Source organism: Candidatus Midichloria mitochondrii IricVA (assembly GCF_000219355.1).
GTDB classification, from domain to species: Bacteria; Pseudomonadota; Alphaproteobacteria; order Rickettsiales; family Midichloriaceae; genus Midichloria; species Midichloria mitochondrii.
Genome location: NC_015722.1, coordinates 472,690 through 490,644, shown reverse-complemented (window position 1 = coordinate 490,644; position 17,955 = coordinate 472,690). Strand labels below are relative to the sequence as shown.

The following is a 17,955-nucleotide window of genomic DNA, read 5'->3' as shown; positions in this document are numbered from 1 at the left end:
TATGCTGGTTTTAACTTCTTCTTTGTTTAATCAAATTAAATCTATTCAACATGGCTTCTTTTCTAAGCTAGGTGAAGCAAATCTAGCAGAATCAACTTCCCTAGACCATAATGCCACCTCAAATCAAGCAAAAATTAGCAAGGACTTCAATTACAATGTAAAATTCTTAAGGCAAATACACTCAAATAAGGTAATTGCTATCGAAACCCCAACTCAAATTTGCAACCACGTCGAAGCAGATGCCCTTGTAACAAGCCTGCCCCAAGTTTCGCTTGCCATAAGAACTGCCGATTGTGTACCAATTCTCCTTTGTGATCCAGAAAATAGTATAATAGGGGCCAGTCACGCTGGTTGGAGAGGAGCATTTGCAGGCGTTATCGAAAAAACCATTGAACAAATGACCCAGTTAGGTGCTAAACATATATATGCAGTGATTGGACCTTGCATTAGGGCACAAAATTATGAAGTTGATCAAGATTTTTATCAAAATGCTATAAAAATCAATTCAAAGTCCTTAAAGTTCTTCACCGGTAGCCATAAAAAAGGACATTATCAGTTCGATCTACCTGGATACTGCTCAAGCATGCTAAAGGATCTGGGAGTTAATGCGAATGACTTAGAGGTAGATACTTATTCTAATTCCCAATTATTTTTTAGTTACAGAAGAGCTTATCATAATACCAAAAGTGGCCGTGCCGTAAAGTATGGGAATCAGGTATCCGCTATTATGATTAAATAATACCAGCAGTCTATTTTGATCCTTTCTTAAGGGTTACTTATATTCATCATTCAGTTCATAATGCTTAAGATTTATATATCATAGCTAGTCTTACCCCACCCAGTGGATTTGATTTCGCCGGCATTTAAGCTGTTTAAGTATTCTCCCATATTAGTCATAACCTCAGTTCGACGTAAGGAGTAGGCCCGTGGTCCTATTTTTCCATGAGATATATTGGGTTTGAAGACATAAGCCAAGAGCCCTGAGAAAAAGAGGTTTTGGCCAAGAAATTGTTTGGCGGGCGATGCCTTTAAAGACCTTATTACGGCTAATACGTAAGTTATGACAAACCTTCCAGCTTTTGTTGAGTCCAACGTACCTGTTTGTTTCCCTTTGCAGCAATTCAGCAGAATGATCAACGAGATGACCGCACCTTGCATCAGCTCAACAAAGCGATTGTAGCTGACAAGCTTTGGCAATTCCTCTCTGAGAGAGATTTAAACACAGTTTAGGTAAAAATCTTTGAATCCGGTAATGCCCCCCAAATGAAACAAAACGAGGATCGTTATAACTTCGGAAAGCATCACCCTGGATGCTCATCGTTTCCTTTGTCTCTGCGAGTTTCTTAAGGATCTTTGGTACGTGAGTTGTTGCTTGCAAAAATCATCAATCAAACAAGATATTTCTCTAGAGGAACCACTTTTCTTATTTGTCGTGAAATTGAGAAAAACTTAATGGTTACACAGCTTCTTTGAAACCATATCAGGTAATTTCTTTAAAACTTACCTCAAACTAGGGTTAACAAAAACACTGAGCAATCAAGGTATTGAGCTCATCACACGGCTTAAGAAAAGCATGAAAAACAAAACCCGCTTGCGGCTTTTAAACAACTGCTTCTTGCAGGGCGTAGATTGATTGAAACAGCCATCGGACAATTGAAAGAGATTTGACAAATCCAGCACACCACGGCATTGCTTGCCAAACAATTTCTTGGCAGACCTCTTTCTCAGGGCTCTTGGCTTATGTCTTCAAACCCAATATATCTCAGGAAAAATAGGCTCACGGGCCCTACTCCTTACGTCAAACTGAGGTTATTTACTTTTAAAAAATTTTTTAGCCTGCATTTTCTTTTTTCAAAGAAGGGGTTAGATTCTCTCTGACTCTATTACTCTGGCTTAAAAGTCTGTCATCTTAAATCTACTTCAGTAAGCTTACAGCAGAGCTTTATGAGCTATATACTAACTATTTTTTCTTTAACAAAAGCATAGTATCAATAGATGAAATCGTTGTTTTAGCATTGACTGGATTGTTAGAGTAGTAGATTCCTTCTCCATAATAAACTTCTCGATACTATTAGCGTTATTTGTAGTTGTGTTCAATTTCTCAATTAAATCTTCGAGCTCAAATGTAACGCTTTCATTTGTATTTATTTGTACCACATACAGATTAGTAGAGGGTCCCAATTTTACAGCTAATTTTATTCCAGCATTATCTAACGTAATATCCCTAATAAAACCAGACCCTCCTATAGTATAGCTATCTACGTTAACTAGATAATCATATCCAGAGATTTCAATGTAAGCTTGGCTCCTCCCCCCTTATTGAAGCGAAAATCATAATTCTCATCATTTACATTGCGCTTATAGACTGGTATATACTCAATGCCCATATCTTGCACAATAGTTCTTGCGTTATGATTTCTCTGGACTTGGTGGACATGCGCATTCGAAAACTCAGCAAACCAAGGTTTTATAAGGGCAATTTTTTCGGTGCGGACGATATAGTCCATAATAGAGCTGATACTGATATGGTACGCCCGGCTTAAAGCCTTCGTAGGATTATGTATCTGATTTTTATCAGTGCTTGATTCTTTTCCAAAATTGATTTCAATCGATGCAATTGGCTATAAGTTGAGATATTAACAGCTCCCCAGGGACCAAATGAGGCTACATCAAAAAGAACAATGATGCTTACAAATTTTGGTGCTTGGGATACGGGGTTTTATTAGTACAAAGAAAGCGGATGCTGCAGGCCATGTGAGACATAGTAAAATAGCATAGCGTCCCTCCGTTACTCCATATTTGTGTGTACGTACTCCAATACCGACAGCGAGTAGGACTAATGGTACTAAATAGTACCTTAAAGAAGTGACGACTAAATAAACTAATGATCCCTTGATTACGGTGCAAAAAAGGAGCTTATTAATATGCAACGACTCCAGCGCGGCCGAAAGCCGATACTAGGTAGGCTACCCCCGCCTTTTGGCAAATCCCCCAGGTGATAGGGATTTTTATAGCGTAGCAATAAAGAATTACTGCGTAAATCAGCAATAACAGTGGAGTAATATGAGACAGGATGATCCTAATAGCTTTTGGATAAGGTTCTTCTATGGTATCAAATTGCTGTGTAATACCTGCCATCGCTGAGATAGGCAAAAAAAGAGTTACCACTACTAGCCAAACGTCTTCATAAATCGCTCTATAAAATTTTACTCCAAAAAGAAAACCTAGGCTTGCAATAATTGCTGCAAGCCCGAGGTGTAGCACAATAGCAGCTAAAACCGTAAAGCAAATACGACTCCAGAGATGGTAATTGAATACCCATATCTGTGTGTTGGAGGCCTGCTTGCTGAGAAAAGGTGCTATAAAAATACTTAGGAATTAATCCTGATCCTAAGAAAATAAATGGAATTAAGGCATCTAGCGCTGTGTAAAGATGCCATGCCATAATAAGAAATATAGCCGTTCCGCCATGTTGTAATACGCACTCCGCCAACTCTTGCTTTCTGCAAATAACTTTAATGCAATAAACCAAAAACCCCCACAAAATAGGATAGTGAGACAAGTTGCCTTTAACTTAGGGTCAAGCGAATTTACCGATAGATATGACGCAAAAGAACACGCTAAATAGCAACGGGTAGAGGAAAACGTTTTATAGCAACTGTTATATTAGCAATTAAGTTCCCAAGGGCCTTTTTTAACATCGTATTATAATCGGCATATATTAAAGCGTAAATTATTAGGGCCTTAAGGTAGAGAGGGTTCTAGTCTTGGCATGCTAAAACTGCGGCTAATCTTTATATAGTATAATAAGGGCTTGAAGGGAGATACCGAATTGGTGCCTCTGGCAGGACTCGAACCAGCACACCCCCCAAAGGGCAACAGATTTTGAGTCTGTCGCGTCTACCATTCCGCCACAGAGGCACTTGTCACTTATCTAAATTATATTATTTAAAAAGCCATTATAGCTTAGGTGTAAATAATAGCCTTGAGATTCGCGCTATACTGGTTGCTTAATTAGCCTTTAGCCAATAATATAATCTTGGATTGGTTATATATATATTACCTGATTTATGCGCATTATGATCATAGGCAACTTAAATGGGCAGTTGATTCCTGCGACTAAAATAGCTACAATAAAAGGAGCAAAAGTGCTACATGCAGCTGATGTGACTAGTGCTTTGAATACACTATATTCTGGAAAGAGTGTAGAAATAATTATGGCTTCCGAAGAAATTGATATCAGCGGATTATTAAGAGAATTAAGAGCACAGCATATTGCTTCTTCAGTAATATGTTGCGGTATTGGAGATAATCCAGAGATTGCAGTAAAGGCAATAGAAGCGGGTGCAGTTGATTATATGCCACTTCCGCCTGATGAAGAATTGATAGCGGCAATTTTAGAAAATATCTCTAAAAAAGACTTAAAAAATGAGATGATTTTTAATTCTACTGCAATGGAAGAAGTCCTTGATATTGCAAAAAGAGTGGCTCCATCTGAAGCGAATGTTTTGATTACCGGCGCTTCTGGCACTGGAAAAGAAGTAATGGCATGTTTTATTCATAAGCATAGCAAACGAAATAAGCATGATATGATTGCAGTAAATTGCGCGGCAATCCCAGAAAATCTTTTAGAATCAGAAATGTTTGGTCATGAAAAAGGTGCATTTACTGGAGCTTCCGAGCGTAGAATCGGTAAATTTGAAGAAGCAAATCAGTCTACCATCCTACTAGACGAAATTAGCGAAATGGACCTAAAGTTACAAGCAAAGCTTTTAAGAGTCCTGCAGGAGAAAGAAGTGATTAGAATAGGCTCCAATACTCCTATTAAACTAGATACAAGGATCATTGCTACCTCAAATAGAGATTTAGAATACGAGATAAAAAAAGGCAATTTTAGAGAAGATTTATTTCACAGATTAAACGTAATAAATATTGGTTTACCTAGCCTCAAGGAAAGAATAATAGATATAGAATTACTTGCCACTCATTTTATAAAGAAATATGCGAAAATCAATGCTATCAGTCCGAAGGACATTAGTATAAATGCATTAGAGAAAATGAAAGAATACAACTGGCCTGGAAATATTAGAGAGCTCGAGAACTGTATTCATAGAGCTTTACTCATATCTCCCACTGATAAAATAGAAGTCGCGCACTTAAAAATAAAAGAGCCAGAAAAAATAGAAACACTAGAAAATACTGAAAAAAATGCTATTTTAAGAGCCATGGAAGTTTACGGCAAGGATAGTGGAAAGGCTGCAACTGCGCTCGGTGTTTCAATTAAGTTATTGCAACAAAAAATCAAAAAATACGAGTTAGAAAAATAGATGTTATTGTTAGCTACTAAAAAAATTTTACTTAAAATATGTGGTATAGCGCTTTTAGTTTTTAATGTTTTTTCATTAATTTCTATTATTACATTTAATTCCAGTGATCCTACGGTATTGCACCTTAATAATAACCACGTGACAAACTTAGGTGGAAGATGGGGAGCTGATATTGCCGATATAGTTTTGCAATCAATAGGTTACGCTGTTTTTTATCCTTTAGCTTTTTTATCTATTCTATCTTTTAGGTTACTGAATAACTGCTTCCCTGAATATTTGCTAATTAGAGCCTCGGTTTTGCTGTTTACCCTTCCTGCGCTTTGTGGGGCTTTAAATTTGTTCGTTACATGTGTTGGCTTAAATTCCTTAAAATTTAGTGGTTTTATAGGAGATTTTATAGCTACCGAATCGACCCAGCTCATCCCTAAAAGAGTAGCGTTAACTGGATTATTAGGAATAAGTTTGGTAGGAATTTTAGCTTCGGTTGGGTTAGAAATTAATGAATGGAAAGAATTATTGTATGTATCAATCAGAGCAACTAATTATCTTATAAAATTTATTTTGAGGAAAGGAACAAAAGTATTTAAAAAGCTATCTAGGTTATTGCGGCGAAAAGGAAAAATTGCGGTCTCTAAGGAAGAGCATTTTGAGGAAATTGTGCGCCCTGTTAAAAAGAGTAATTTGTTAGATAAACTGAAAACTACTGCAAAAAATGAGCAAAAGATTGAGGAAAAAGAATTTGAGGATTTTTACAAAGGCAAAAAAATTAATACCAAATTTACTCTGCCTCCAATTGATGTACTGAAAGCAATTCCTGCTTCTCATAAATCTAATATCAGCAAGGAAAATTTAGCTGCTAATGGAATAGAGCTTTCTCAAGTCTTAAAAGATTTTGGCATCAATGCTGACCTGCTTGAGGTAAGTCCTGGCCCAGTTGTAACTTTATATGAATTTGAACCAGCAGCTGGAACTAAATCAGCAAGAGTGATAGGTCTATCTGATGATATTGCAAGATCAATGAAAGCCATATCGGCTAGGATATCGGTTATTCCTGGGAAAAATGCTATTGGTATAGAGTTACCCAACCAGAAAAGGGAAACCGTTTATTTAAGAGAAATGCTAGAATCAAGACCTTATAGGGACAGCCAATCTCAATTACCGTTGATACTAGGTAAGAATATCTCTGGCGCTCCTGTTATTGCAGACTTAGCTAAAATGCCACACTTGCTTGTAGCGGGTACTACTGGTTCAGGTAAGTCCGTGGCTATTAATACTATGATTTTATCACTATTGTACAGGTACACGCCAGAGACCTGCAAATTCGTTATGATAGACCCTAAGATGCTTGAGCTTTCCGTATATGAAGGAATTCCTCATCTATTATCGCCTGTAGTTACTGATCCTAAAAAAGCAGTAGTAGCTTTAAAGTGGGTGGTAAAAGAAATGGAGGAAAGATACAGAGCCATGTCAACTTTGGGAGTAAGAAATATTGGAGGATATAATAGAGCTATTATAGAAGCAGCAGAGTCTGGACAGGCTCTTACCAAAAATATTCAAACTGGGTTTGACAGAAGTACTGGTAAGCCAATCTTTGAAAGAATTGCCATGGAGAATAAAGAATTGCCGTATATTGTTGTTATAGTTGACGAAATGGCTGATCTAATGCTTGTTGCAGGTAAAGATATTGAATCTTATATCCAAAGATTAGCACAAATGGCAAGAGCTGCTGGAATACACATAATAATGGCAACTCAAAGGCCTTCGGTTGATGTAATAACAGGTGTTATTAAAGCTAATTTCCCAACAAGAATTAGTTTTCAAGTCACTTCAAAAATAGATAGCAGAACGATACTAGGGGAACAGGGAGCGGAACAGCTACTGGGTATGGGTGATATGTTATACATGATGCCAGGTGGTAGAATAGAAAGGGTACACGGCCCTTTTGTCGATGACAAAGAAGTAGAAAATATAGTCAAGTTTTGGAAAGAGCAAGGTGAGCCGGAATATATAGAAGAGATCACCGCAGACGAGGAAGAACAAAATGTTACTATGATTGAGGATAGCGGAGATGATGATCTGTATCGCCAGGCAGTTGAAATAGTGATGCGCAACCGTAAAGCTAGTACGAGTTATATCCAAAGATGCTTACGTCTTGGCTATAATAGAGCAGCTAATATTATTGAAAGGATGGAGAAAGAAGGACTGGTAAGTGCCCCTAACCACGCTGGTAAAAGGGAGATTGTAGACTAGCTCTCTAAAATGAGTGACTCCTCTTCAAGTTAAAGTATATCTAAAGCAGTATAGAAAGCCTACATAGGGACACTTCCTGGCATTAGAGACTTTAGAGTTCCGTACTCTTTCTATATGTAGAGGATATATTCAAATGGGTGCAGAAAGGGGGATTGCGTAGTGTTATATACTTCTTTAACTCGAATGATTGAACTAAAGCGAGTTTGCAACAGCAAAAGTATGGCTCGCCTTCCGCCCCTTTGCAAGCGAAGCTTGCAAGGCAGGCCAAAAAAGCAAACGACCCTTCCTTTTCAAGCAGATCATCACTCAACATCTTGCTGGAGGCTTTTCAACTCCCTAGAGGTATATAAAAAAATGTCTTAGATTTCAACATCTTGTTGTTATCTTGGGTTGACAAAAAAATACTCTAGATAAGTGTTGATATATATTAACTAACGTTATAACTGTTATTTTGGGAGCGCTGTAAAGGCGCTGATATAACCCCAGTTTGAGGTAAGTTTAAAGAAATTATCTGATATGGTTTTAAAGAAGCTGTGTAATCATTAAGTTTTTCTCAATTTCACGATAAATAAGGAAAGTGGTTTCCCTAGTAGAAATATTTTGTTTGATTGATGATTTTTGCAAGCAACAACTCACGTACCAAAGATCCTTAAGAAACTCGCAGAGACAAAGGGAACGAGAGTCTGGGATGATGCTTTCCGAAGTTATAACGATCCTCGTTTTGTTTCATTTGAGGGCATTACCGGATCAAAGATTTTTACCTAAACTGTGTTCAAACCTCTCTCAGAGAGGAGTTGCCGAAGCTTATCAGCTACAATCGCTTTGTTGAGCTGGATGCGAGACGTGGTCATCCCGTTGGTCATTCTGCTGAATTGCTGCAAAGGGAAACAAACAGGTACCTTGACTCAACAAAAAAACTGGAAAAGGTTTGTCATAACTTATGTATTAGCCGTAATAAGATCCTTAAAGGCATCGCTCAGCGTGGGAAAACGTCGACCCGGATGGTTCTTTGGCCTCAATGATCAAGGAGAGATTATGTCATTCACACTGACTTCGGGTAATACAGATGATCGAGCCGTTGTCGAAAAACTGACTCAATATTTGACAGGCCTTCTATTCGGAGATCGGTGGTATATAAGCAAAAAACTAACAAAAACCAAGAAATAGGCTCACGGGCCTACTCCTTACGTCGAACTGAGGTTATTTATCGTGAAATTGAGAAAAATTTAACGGTTACACAGCTTTTTTAAAACCATATCAGATAATTTCTTTAAAACTTACTTCGAACTGGGGTTCAGTAATTCACACCCGCTCTTTAAAAAACATATAGATGAAATAACACAATGCTCTATGCTAAAAATCTCTCGTGCAAAGAGGTATAGCTGAGCAATTTGGCTAGCTCGGCCGCTCATTTCTTACACACTTCTATTCAAATTAAAATTTTAGCTAAATTGGCACACCAAGTAGAATTTGGCCACCACCCTGGAGCAAAGTGCCAGCAACTATTCTAGAGAAGTGACCTTTATCTAGCATAGGTAGAGAGGTACATCTCCGTTAACCTGAACAGTGGGTATATATGGTAATTCCACCCCAAGAAAGCTATAGATAAAGCGAGTTTGCAATGAAAAGACAGAGCCTACCTTTCGCCCCTTAGTAAGCGAGGCTTACGAGGTTGGGCCCATAGCCCTCAGAGATTAAATTAAACAAATGCTTGGAGGACAGACTACGCAAGTGTCAAGCATGAGCAAAGCCGAGCTTCGAACTAAGCGTTTGGATAAGTTAAAAATGAGACATGGTATAAAAAGCAAACGAGGCTGCCCATCCCTTAACACCTTGCTGGAGGCTTTTCAACTCTTCATTTACTTAAAAATATACGTCTTTACTGTTACAGAACTTGCAAAAATGCCAACACTACTATAGTAGTTTTTTGAGATTCCAGCTAATTCAGGCCGAATTTCAACCTTTTTAAATCAGTTATTTTCACTACTGCTGTTAGTGCTCATCATTTCTCTATCACGCACATGAGCAAGTTTTTTCATCTTATTAAGGTATAGACCAGTTCCAGCAGGAATTAATCTACCCACAATAACGTTTTCTTTAAGCCCAATGAGGTTATCAATCTTACCCGCAATAGCTGCTTCTGTTAAAACACGAGTTGTCTCTTGGAAAGAAGCTGCTGAGAAGAAAGAGCGAGTTTGTAGCGAGGCTTTTGTAATACCCTGTAAAACAGGGATCGCCATAGCAACACTATAGCCATCTTTTATTGCCTTAGCATTAACTCTTTCAAATTCTTCTTTATCAACTTGTTCGCCTACTAAGAATGTAGTTTCCCCGGCATCAACTATCTCAACTTTTTGTAACATTTGACGTAGCACTACTTCAATATGTTTGTCGTTTATTGACACGCCTTGCAACCTATAAACCTGTTGTACTTCTTGTACCATATATTTCGCAAGAGCTTCAACGCCCATAATTCTCAAGATATCATGCGGAGAAGGATTTCCCTCCATGAGCATATCACCTTTAGAAACATAATCTCCTTCATTCACAGTAATATGACGGCCTCTTGGAATGAAGTACTCTACCGGATTCATACCTTCAAGGGTTGGTTTAATAATAATTCTACGCTTTGATTTATAATCTTTACCGTACTCAACATATCCATCTATTTCACTGATAATAGAGTGGTCCTTAGGCTGTCTTGCCTCTACCAATTCGATAACGCGAGGTAAACCACCAGTAATATCCCTACTTTTTGAGGACTCTTTTGGAATTCTTGCAATAACGTCACCTGCATGAACTGATGTTTTGTCAGAAATATTTAAAATCGCACCAACCGGCAAGAAGTACCTTGCTTCTAAGCCATTAGCAAGAGTCATAACTTGCCCATTATCATCAAATAATACTACTCTTGGGCGAAGCTCTTCACCTTTAATATACTTTTTGCTGTCAGTAATAACCCAGTTTGCAATACCAGTGACCTCATCTTGCATTTCTTTTACTGAAATACCTTCAACTAGATCAACAAATGAAGCTTTACCGCCTTTTTCGACTATAATCGGAACAGTAAACGGATCCCATTCAGCAATTTTATCACCAGGCTTTATATTCTCACCATCTTCCATTAATAACCTTGCCCCATAAGGAAGCTTATAGCGAGCTTTTTCTATACTGTGGCTATCAAGGATAACAGCTTCACAGTTACGGCTCATCAATATCTTCTTACCGCTACTATCTACAACGACGTTCTTGTGAATTAACTTCATAATACCAGTATACGAAGCAATAGCGCTAGATTGTACAGTAGTCCTTTGTGCTGCTCCCCCAATGTGGAAGGTTCTCATCGTTAACTGAGTACCAGGTTCACCAATCGATTGAGCTGCAATTACGCCAACGGCCTCCCCTTTACTAACTAATCTACCAGTTGCTAAATCCCTACCATAACAATGTGCGCATACACCACCTTGTGCCTCACAAGTAAGAATAGATCTAACTTTAACTGAATCGATACCGACTTCTTCTATTTTATCGACAACCACTTCTTCTATGAGTTTGTTTTTACCAATAATTAATTCGCCAGTAATCGGATGATAAACCTCACCTATTGAAACACGGCCTAATATCAAATCAGAAAGAGGAACAACTATTTCACCGTTCTCAACGATCATCTGCATTATAACCCCTTTAGAAGTACCACAGTCATCTTCTGTTACTACACAATCCTGAGCAACATCAACCAACTTTCTAGTTAAATAACCAGAGTTAGCGGTTTTTAATGCAGTATCGGCAAGACCTTTACGAGCACCGTGAGTAGAAGTAAAGAATTCTAATTCACTCAAGCCTTCTTTAAAGTTTGAGATAATAGGAGTTTCAATAATTTCGCCCGATGGCTTTGTCATAAGACCACGCATACCAGCAAGCTGTTTAATCTGAGCCGCAGAACCCCTCGCTCCAGAGTCTGCCATCATATAAATGTTATTAATATTTTCCTTGGTTTTACTTTCATTAGCTCCACCTGATATCATTTTCATCATATCGACAGCTATTTTGTCCAGTGCACCTTGACCACGCATCGACTATTTTGTTATATTTCTCACCTATGGTAATCAAACCATCTGCATACTGATTCTCATATTGTCTCACTTCAGCCATACTCTCATCAACATGCTTATGCTTGGTTCCCGGAACAATCATGTCATCCTTACCAATTGAAATACCCGATCTCATAGCATGAGTAAATCCTAGCTGCACTAAGTGATCTGCGAAAATAACTGTACTCTTTTGACCACAATACCTATATACCGTATCAATAAGGGCCGAGACGTCTTTCTTGGTCATTACTTTATTAACAAGGTCAAAGCTAATATTGGAATCCTTAGGTAAAGCCTCGGATATTAAAACTCTGCCTGGTGTCGTATCAGCTATGAATGAGGTGACATTTCCCTCAATATCTACTCTCGCTCTACGACATTTAATTTTAGCATGTAATGATACCTTCCCAGAATGCATAGCATGCTCTAGCTCACCTATTGTGCCAAACATGCCGCCTTCGCCTGGCTCATTATCAAATTGCAAGCTCATATAATAAAGCCCTAATATTATATCCTGAGAAGGAACAATAATTGGTTTACCATTCGCTGGACTTAAAATATTATTGGTGGACATCATCAAAGCTCTCGCTTCAAGCTGAGCTTCAATTGAAAGAGGTACATGCACAGCCATCTGATCTCCGTCAAAGTCAGCATTGAATGCGGCACAAACTAACGGGTGGAGCTGTATGGCTTTACCTTCAATTAGTAAAGGTTCAAACGCTTGTATCCCGAGTCTATGAAGGGTAGGAGCACGATTTAACAATATTGGATGCTCTCTAATTACCTCTTCAAGTATGTCCCAGACTTCTGGGCGTTCCGCTTCGACCATTTTTTTAGCAGCCTTTAAGGTAGTTGCAATACCGTAAAGTTCTAACTTAGAGTATATAAATGGCTTAAATAACTCAAGAGCCATTTTTTTAGGTAAGCCACACTGATGAAGCTTTAATTCAGGGCCAACCACAATTACCGAACGGCCTGAATAGTCAACACGTTTACCCAAGAGGTTCTGCCTAAAGCGCCCTTGCTTTCCTTTCAACATATCAGCTAAAGACTTGAATGGCCTTTTATTAGAGCTTTTCAAGGCCTTGCCTCTTCTGCCATTATCAAATAATGCATCCACTGATTCTTGCAACATTCTTTTTTCGTTTCTTACAATGATATCAGGAGCTTTCAACTCTATAAGCCTTTTCAAACGATTATTACGATTGATAACTCTTCTATATAATTCATTTAAATCCGAAGTTGCAAATCTTCCGCCATCAAGCATTACTAATGGCCTTAAATCAGGAGGAAGAACTGGTAACACCTCTAGCACCATCCATTCAGGCTTATTACCAGAATCAATGAATTGTTCCACCAGCTTCAAACGTTTTACTATTTTCTTACGCTTAGTTTCAGAGCTAGTGGTAATTAAATCTGAACGTAAAAGCGCACGTTGTTCTTCAAGATTAATATCTCTTAAAAGTTTTTTCACAACGTCTGCTCCTGTTTCTGCTGTGAACACTGCCTCGCCAAGCTCATCTTGAGCTCTATAAAATTCTTCTTCAGATAGGATTTGACCGTACTTAAATGAAGTTAAGCCAGGATCAGTGACAATATAAGCTTCAAAGTAAAGTACCTTCTCAACGTCTTTTAAAGACATATCTAATAAGATACTAATTCTAGATGGTAAAGAGCGCAAAAACCATATGTGAACTACCGGAGCAGCAAGTTCAATGTGACCCATTCTTTCACGCCTTACTTTGGAAGTGGTAACCTCAACCCCACATTTCTCGCAAACAATCCCTCTATATTTCATGCGCTTGTACTTACCGCAAAGACACTCATAATCTTTTACCGGCCCAAAAATTCTAGCACAAAATAGCCCGCCATTTTCTGGCTTGATTGTCCTATAATTTACAGTATCAGGTCTAGTAACTTCACCAAAAGACCAAGCTCTTATTTTCTCAGGGCTGACAATTGATATCCTTATTTTATCGAAATCTTGATTACTGTGGGCCAGCCCAAAATAGCCAAAATTGTTATTATTATGTGTTTTCACATTAGCCTTGGCTGGATCTCTTGGCTGAGTCGCGTCAAATAATGTCTGCTGTACCAATTCGCTCATAATTACCACAATCTATTATAAATTTTTATTAAAAAATCCTTCAAAGATGAGTTTAGTGTTCATCTTCTAGCATTTCTACGTTTAGCCCTAAAGAACGGAGTTCCTTAACCATCACATTGAATGATTCAGGAATTCCGCATTCAAATACTGGATCTCCTCTTACTATAGCAGCATATATCTTAATACGTCCTGTTATATCGTCAGCTTTGAACGTAATTTTTTCTTGCAACGTATAAGCTGCACCATACGCCTGTAATGCCCAACATTCCATTTCACCAAAACGCTGGCCACCGAAGTGAGACTTACCTCCAAGAGGCTGTTGAGTAACAAGGCTATAAGGTCCAATTGATCTTGCATGTATTTTGTTATCAACTAAGTGATCTAATTTCATCATATAGATATAGCCAACTGTTACTTTTCTCTCGAAATATTCTCCAGTTCTGCCATCAATTAATCTAACCTGCCCTGAAGTATCTAACCCCGCTTTTGTTAGCAATTTATTCAACTCTTCTTCTTTGACTCCATCAAATACAGGAGTGGCAAAAGGGATACCTTTTTTTAGATTTTTAGCAAGATCCTTAGCTTCTTTCTCGCTTAAGCTAGCTATTAATTCCCTGGCTTGCTTATCACTACTACGGTTGGAGTCATAAACTTCGCACAAAGCATTTCTTAGATTATTTGCTTCACCATTTACAACAACAGTATCTAGCATTTTACCGATTTGCTTACCTAAATTAGCAGATGCCCAACCTAAGTGTGTCTCTAAAATTTGTCCCACATTCATCCTTGAAGGAACACCAAGAGGGTTTAAGACCATATCTACTGGCGTGCCGTCTTCTAAGAACGGCATATCTTCAACTGGAACAATTTTAGAAACCACACCCTTATTACCGTGCCTACCAGCCATTTTATCCCCTGGCTGTAGCTTTAACTTTTTAGCTATATAAACTTTAACGACCTTTAGGGCGCCCTGAGGTAGGTCATCACCACTTTGGATTTTTTCAACTTTATTTTTATAGATAGCATCGAGCTCCTCAAGTGACTGGTTATACGAAGCTTTAATCTTTTCAAGTTCAAGCATAACATTCTTGTCGTCGACACTGATTTGCCACCATTGTTTCTTAGGTAAGGCTTCCAAATCTGCTTTCATTAAGGGTTTCCCAACCTTTAGCGTTTTTGGTCCACCTAGAATCATTTTTCCCAAACAAAGCTCTTTTATTTTTGAGTAGGCAAAATTCTCAATAATAGCAATTTGATCGTCCCTATCTTTAGAAATTTTTTCGATTTCGAAACGCTCGAGAACCATTGCTCTCTCGTCCTTTTCCACACCCCTTCTAGTGAAGACTCTAACCCCAACAACAACACCACCACCACCAGGAGGCACTCTAAGTGATGAGTCTTTTACATCTTTTGCCTTTTCACCAAAAATAGCTCGTAGCAATTTTTCTTCAGGAGTTAATGGAGATTCTGTTTTTGGCGCAACTTTTCCAACCAATATATCACCAGGGTTAACCTTTGCTCCTACGTGTACTATACCTACTTCATCCAGATGCTTTAGGTTCTCATCCCCAACATTGGGTATATCACGAGTCACTTCTTCAGGCCCAAGCCTCGTGTCTCTTGCTATAACTTCAAATTCCTCTATATGCAAAGAGGTGAAAATATCTTCTTTTGAAATACACTCAGAAATCAAAATTGAATCTTCAAAGTTATACCCATTCCACGGCATGAACGCGACTAAAACATTGCGTCCGAGAGCAAGCTCTCCTAGTTCAGTACAAGATCCATCCGCTATTATATCACCTTTTGACACTTTATCTCCAACGCTTACAATAGGCCTTTGTGTCATGGACGTACCCTGATTAGACTTTTGGAATTTAGTTAAAGTATATATATCAACGCCAGGCGCACTATCTTCATCTGAAAACTCACATCTTATTACTATTCTTCTTGCATCAACTTGATCAACAATGCCGTCTCTTCTGGCGATCAAAACAGCTCCCGAATCACGAGCAACCACTGCTTCCATCCCTGTGCCCACTAACGGAGCTTCATTTTTTAACAATGGAACAGCCTGACGTTGCATGTTTGAGCCCATCAAGGCGCGGTTAGCATCGTCATTTTCTAAAAATGGAATTAAAGACGCAGCAACCGACACTAACTGTTTAGGAGAAACGTCCACATATGTGATTTCTTTTGCCAGAACTGTCACATATTCTCCCTTCCTTCTAGCCCTTACCATTTCAACTGCAAAAGAGCCATCTTTATTTAAAGCAACATTTGCTTGAGCAATTGTATGCTTAGATTCTTCTATAGCCGATAAATAGTCAATAACATCTGTCACTTTACCATCAACAACCCTTCTATAAGGGCTTTCAATGAAGCCATATTTGTTGATCCTTGCATAGGTAGCAGTAGAATTAATTAAACCAATATTTTGTCCCTCTGGGGTTTCAATTGGACATATCCTACCATAATGGGAAGGATGTACATCCCTCACCTCAAAGCCCGCTCTCTCTCTTGTTAATCCGCCTGGACCAAGAGCTGACAATCTTCTTTTATGGGTCACTTCAGCTAATGGATTTGTCTGGTCCATGAATTGTGAAAGTTGAGAAGTTCCGAAAAATTCGCGCACTACTGACATTAACGTCTTCGAGTTAATCAAGTCGTGAGGCATTACGGTATCAACCTCTACCGCATTCATGCGCTCAATAATTGCGCGTTCCATTCTAACTAGACCAAGTCTAAATTGGTTTTCAACTAATTCTCCAACTGCTCTTACTCTTCTGTTACCGAGGCTATCTATATCATCAACTTCTCCTGACCCGTCTTTTACTGCTACAATATACTTAACAACAGCTAAGATATCTTCTTTAGTTAGTACAGTAAATTCTTCAGAAATATCTAATCCGTGCTTAGCATTAATTTTCATCCTTCCAACCGCAGAAAGATCATATCTTTCACCGTCAAAGAACAAAGAATTAAACAAATTCTCTGCAACCTCATTAGCAACTGGTTCGCCTGGCCTTAAAATTCTATAAATATCCCCTAACGCCTCTTCTTTGGAAGAGTTCTTGTCAGCCATCAAGGTGTTTCTTATGTACGGCCCTACTCTTACATTATCGATATCTAATATATTAATTTCTTTAACATCAGCTGCTTCGATTTGCTTTAAGAGATTGCTAGTTATCTCGTCACCTGCTGCAAGCAATTCCTCACCACTTTCTTTATTTACAATGGATGTAGCAACATAACGTCCCAAGATATCGTCTTGAGAGAGTATATAATCCCTTTTTTGCTGCTGCTCTTTAAGTTTTTTTATGACATTTGGAGTAACTCTAACCCCTGTTTTTATAATAAATTCCCCGGTATCTGCATCAATGATATCTCGTAGTACTTTAGTACCTTTGAAATCTTCAGGATTAAACTCAGCAATCCAAGAATCTCCTTGTTTCCTGAATTTTTTAAAATTATAAAACTCTTTTAGTATTTGATTCTTATCATACCCTAATGCCCGTAGAATGGTGGTCGCGTACATCTTGCGCTTTCTGTCTATACGGAAAAACAACAAATCTTTGGCATCAAATTCGAAATCAAGCCATGATCCCCTATAAGGTATAATTCTTGCGTAGTATAGGTACTTACCAGCTACATTTCCCTTACCTTCATCATGATAATAGAATACGCCAGGTGACCTATGCATTTGAGATACTATAACTCTTTGAGCTCCATTGATAATAAAAGTGCCACTTTCCGTCATAAGTGGAATTTCACCCATGTACACGCTCTGTTCCTTAATGCCTTTGACTTCTTTTACGCCGGCTTCCTCATCAATATCCCAAACAATTAAACGTAATACTACTCTTAAGGGAGCAGCGTAATTAACTCCGCGTTGAATACATTCTTCTATGTCGTATTTGGGAGCACCAAGTTCGTAGCTTACATACTCAATTGTAGCTTTACCATCATAATCTGAAATAGGAAATATTGAACGAAGGACCGATTCTAAACCCCTGCTTTGCCTACTATCTGGCGCAATATTAATTTGTAAAAAATCTTCATAGGATTTTTTCTGAACTTGTATAAGGTTAGGAATCTCTGCGACACTAGAGATCTTACCGAAATTTTTTCTGATACGTTTTTTTAGCGCAAGTAAAGACACAGCCACACCGTAAACTCA

10 protein-coding genes, 1 tRNA gene and 4 pseudogenes are annotated in these 17,955 nt (G+C 38.3%); 8 read left to right on the top strand and 7 right to left on the bottom strand.

Annotated elements, in window-relative coordinates:
* Position 1 precedes the first annotated feature (1 nt).
* Positions 2 to 739 (top strand): peptidoglycan editing factor PgeF, encoded by a 738-nt coding sequence (pgeF, locus tag MIDI_RS02575; RefSeq protein WP_013951033.1) that lies wholly within the window; start codon positions 2 to 4, stop codon positions 737 to 739.
* A 273-nt stretch (positions 740 to 1,012) separates the two neighbouring features.
* Here pgeF and MIDI_RS10585 read toward each other — a convergent pair.
* The 5 genes and pseudogenes from MIDI_RS10585 to MIDI_RS02555 form a co-directional block, all read right to left on the bottom strand.
* Positions 1,013 to 1,119 (bottom strand): annotated as a pseudogene (locus MIDI_RS10585) (transposase); the annotation flags it as partial.
* 43 nt (positions 1,120 to 1,162) lie between these two features.
* Positions 1,163 to 1,378 carry a hypothetical protein gene (locus MIDI_RS07875; protein ID WP_148234109.1) on the bottom strand — a complete coding sequence of 72 codons (216 nt, stop codon included), beginning with the start codon at positions 1,376 to 1,378 and terminating at the stop codon, positions 1,163 to 1,165.
* Positions 1,379 to 2,267: 889 nt separating this feature from the next.
* Positions 2,268 to 2,507, bottom strand: a complete 240-nt coding sequence (locus MIDI_RS02565; RefSeq protein ID WP_013951029.1) for a hypothetical protein — start codon at positions 2,505 to 2,507, stop codon at positions 2,268 to 2,270.
* Positions 2,508 to 2,919: 412 nt separating this feature from the next.
* The gene (locus MIDI_RS09720) at positions 2,920 to 3,264 is read right to left on the bottom strand and encodes a DUF4153 domain-containing protein (RefSeq protein WP_041185393.1); all 345 of its coding nucleotides are present in this window, start codon (positions 3,262 to 3,264) and stop codon (positions 2,920 to 2,922) included.
* A gap of 569 nt (positions 3,265 to 3,833) precedes the next feature.
* A tRNA-Leu gene (locus tag MIDI_RS02555) sits at positions 3,834 to 3,921 on the bottom strand.
* A gap of 149 nt (positions 3,922 to 4,070) precedes the next feature.
* Here MIDI_RS02555 and MIDI_RS02550 point away from each other — a divergent pair.
* The 7 genes and pseudogenes from MIDI_RS02550 (at position 4,071) to MIDI_RS09715 (ending at position 8,827) form a co-directional block, all read left to right on the top strand.
* Positions 4,071 to 5,327, top strand: a complete 1,257-nt coding sequence (locus MIDI_RS02550; protein WP_052567677.1) for a sigma-54-dependent transcriptional regulator — start codon at positions 4,071 to 4,073, stop codon at positions 5,325 to 5,327.
* A pseudogene (locus MIDI_RS10190) lies at positions 5,328 to 5,816 on the top strand (DNA translocase FtsK 4TM domain-containing protein); the annotation flags it as partial. It lies immediately after the preceding gene.
* Between the two features lie 279 nt (positions 5,817 to 6,095).
* Positions 6,096 to 7,577, top strand: a pseudogene (locus MIDI_RS02545) (DNA translocase FtsK); the annotation flags it as partial.
* Positions 7,578 to 8,195: 618 nt separating this feature from the next.
* Positions 8,196 to 8,342, top strand: coding sequence for a hypothetical protein (locus tag MIDI_RS08495; protein WP_160162216.1), 147 nt, complete (start codon positions 8,196 to 8,198; stop codon positions 8,340 to 8,342).
* 29 nt (positions 8,343 to 8,371) lie between these two features.
* Entirely contained in the window at positions 8,372 to 8,599 is a 228-nt protein-coding gene (locus MIDI_RS09280) for a transposase (protein WP_237697415.1), read from the top strand.
* A 13-nt stretch (positions 8,600 to 8,612) separates the two neighbouring features.
* Positions 8,613 to 8,744 carry a transposase gene (locus MIDI_RS02540; RefSeq protein ID WP_410517913.1) on the top strand — a complete coding sequence of 44 codons (132 nt, stop codon included), beginning with the start codon at positions 8,613 to 8,615 and terminating at the stop codon, positions 8,742 to 8,744.
* Positions 8,705 to 8,827, top strand: a complete 123-nt coding sequence (locus MIDI_RS09715; protein ID WP_272940986.1) for a hypothetical protein — start codon at positions 8,705 to 8,707, stop codon at positions 8,825 to 8,827. Before MIDI_RS02540 ends, MIDI_RS09715 begins: the two co-directional genes overlap by 40 nt.
* A gap of 720 nt (positions 8,828 to 9,547) precedes the next feature.
* Here the strand turns inward: MIDI_RS09715 and rpoC are convergent.
* Both rpoC and rpoB read right to left on the bottom strand, forming a co-directional pair.
* Positions 9,548 to 13,709, bottom strand: a pseudogene (gene rpoC, locus MIDI_RS02530) (DNA-directed RNA polymerase subunit beta').
* Between the two features lie 118 nt (positions 13,710 to 13,827).
* A complete protein-coding gene (rpoB, locus tag MIDI_RS02525; protein WP_202795477.1) occupies positions 13,828 to 17,943 on the bottom strand; it encodes a DNA-directed RNA polymerase subunit beta in 4,116 nt (1,371 codons plus the stop codon).
* Positions 17,944 to 17,955: the final 12 nt, after the last annotated feature.

What these genes read in the sequence shown, in the direction of transcription:
- pgeF (WP_013951033.1), top strand. Translation starts at nt 2, where the DNA reads ATGCTGGTTTTAACTTCTTCTTTGTTTAATCAAATTAAATCTATTCAA.
- MIDI_RS02565 (WP_013951029.1), bottom strand. Translation starts at nt 2,507, where the DNA reads ATGGACTATATCGTCCGCACCGAAAAAATTGCCCTTATAAAACCTTGG.
- MIDI_RS02550 (WP_052567677.1), top strand. Translation starts at nt 4,071, where the DNA reads ATGCGCATTATGATCATAGGCAACTTAAATGGGCAGTTGATTCCTGCG.
- MIDI_RS02540 (WP_410517913.1), top strand. Translation starts at nt 8,613, where the DNA reads ATGTCATTCACACTGACTTCGGGTAATACAGATGATCGAGCCGTTGTC.